We start from the raw sequence: 1,276 nt of genomic DNA, 5'->3' as shown, positions 1-1,276 counted from the left end.
AGCTGTCAAAAAGAAAAGTATACGTTCTTGATCCCCATGGAGATTCAACAAAAACTTTTAATCCCTTAGATTGGTTATTAGATAAAAATATCCCTATTTGTGAAAAGGAAGTAGGTCTCGTAGAGACAGCACGACTCCTCCTTTCAGAAAATTATAGATCCACTTCAACCGATCAATTTTTTATCTCTCATGCTCACAATTTGTTAACAGGTCTACTTGCACATGTCGTCTTTTCTGATGAATACAAAGAACATGAAAAAAACTTAAAAACACTTCGTATGATTGTATCAGAACCAGAACCATCGGTTATTGGAAAATTGAAATCAATACAATCAAATTCTTCATCACAATTCATTCGTGAAACCCTCGGGGTCTTTACCAATATGGCACAGCAAACTTTCTCTAGTGTTTATGCTACTGCTTCTAAAGATACCCAATGGCTTTCCCTTGATAGTTATGCCAACCTTATAAGTGGTGACGACTTTAAAACTAATGATATAACAAAAGGCAATGTAGACATCTTTTTTAATATCCCATCAAAAACTCTAAAATCTTACCCTGGTGTGGGACGGATTCTTGTTGGTTCTCTTCTCAAAGCTATGGAAGCCGCAAATGGAAACTATGAAAAAAGAGTCCTCTTTGTTTTAGATGAGATTGATCTGTTAGGATATATGAACATCTTAGAAGAAGCTCGTGACCGTGGTCGTAAATATGGAATATCTCTCATGCTCTTTTACCAATCTATAGGACAAATTGAACGTCATTTCGGTTCATCGGGTGCTATGACATGGTTTGAAAGTTGTGCTTTTATAAGTTATGCCGCAATACAAGATATTAAAACTGCTGAAAATATATCTAAGGCATGTGGTCAAATGACTGTTGAAGTGAAAAATTCAAGAAAACCTCTAGGAGGATTCCATACAAGAGGGACAGAAAATGTAAACACCCAGCAGAGACCTTTAATTTATCCTCATGAAATTACCCAAGAAATGCGCCTAGACGAACAAATCATTCTCGTGCGAGGGCAACCCCCTATCCGTTGTGGACGCTCTATCTATTTTAGACGTAAGGATTTAACAGCCCTTACTAACAAAAATAGATTTGCTCCTAAATAATAATATATCCTAAATAGAACTCACTTCGTTCGTCCATAATCAATAATGAGAGGCTATCCGCCTCTCAAACTCTCTGGAACGCTCACCAAAATCATGACATCAGACCCGCGTTTAATGAGGCGACTAAGAATCCTAGGTTCTTAAGGTCAAGGAGACCATTA

The 1,276-nt window shown here is 37.1% G+C and carries 1 protein-coding gene; it reads left to right on the top strand.

Annotated elements, in window-relative coordinates:
* The coding region (locus tag ACFILY_RS09355) for a type IV secretory system conjugative DNA transfer family protein (RefSeq protein WP_375673358.1) at nt 1–1,115 on the top strand (1,115 nt) is incomplete at its 5' end.
* Nucleotides 1,116–1,276 lie beyond the last annotated feature (161 nt).

This window comes from Bartonella sp. CL25QHWL (assembly GCF_042195335.1).
GTDB lineage: Bacteria > Pseudomonadota > Alphaproteobacteria > Rhizobiales > Rhizobiaceae > Bartonella.
The sequence above is the reverse complement of the archived record's forward strand: the minus strand, read 5'-3'. Positions and strand labels throughout refer to the sequence as shown.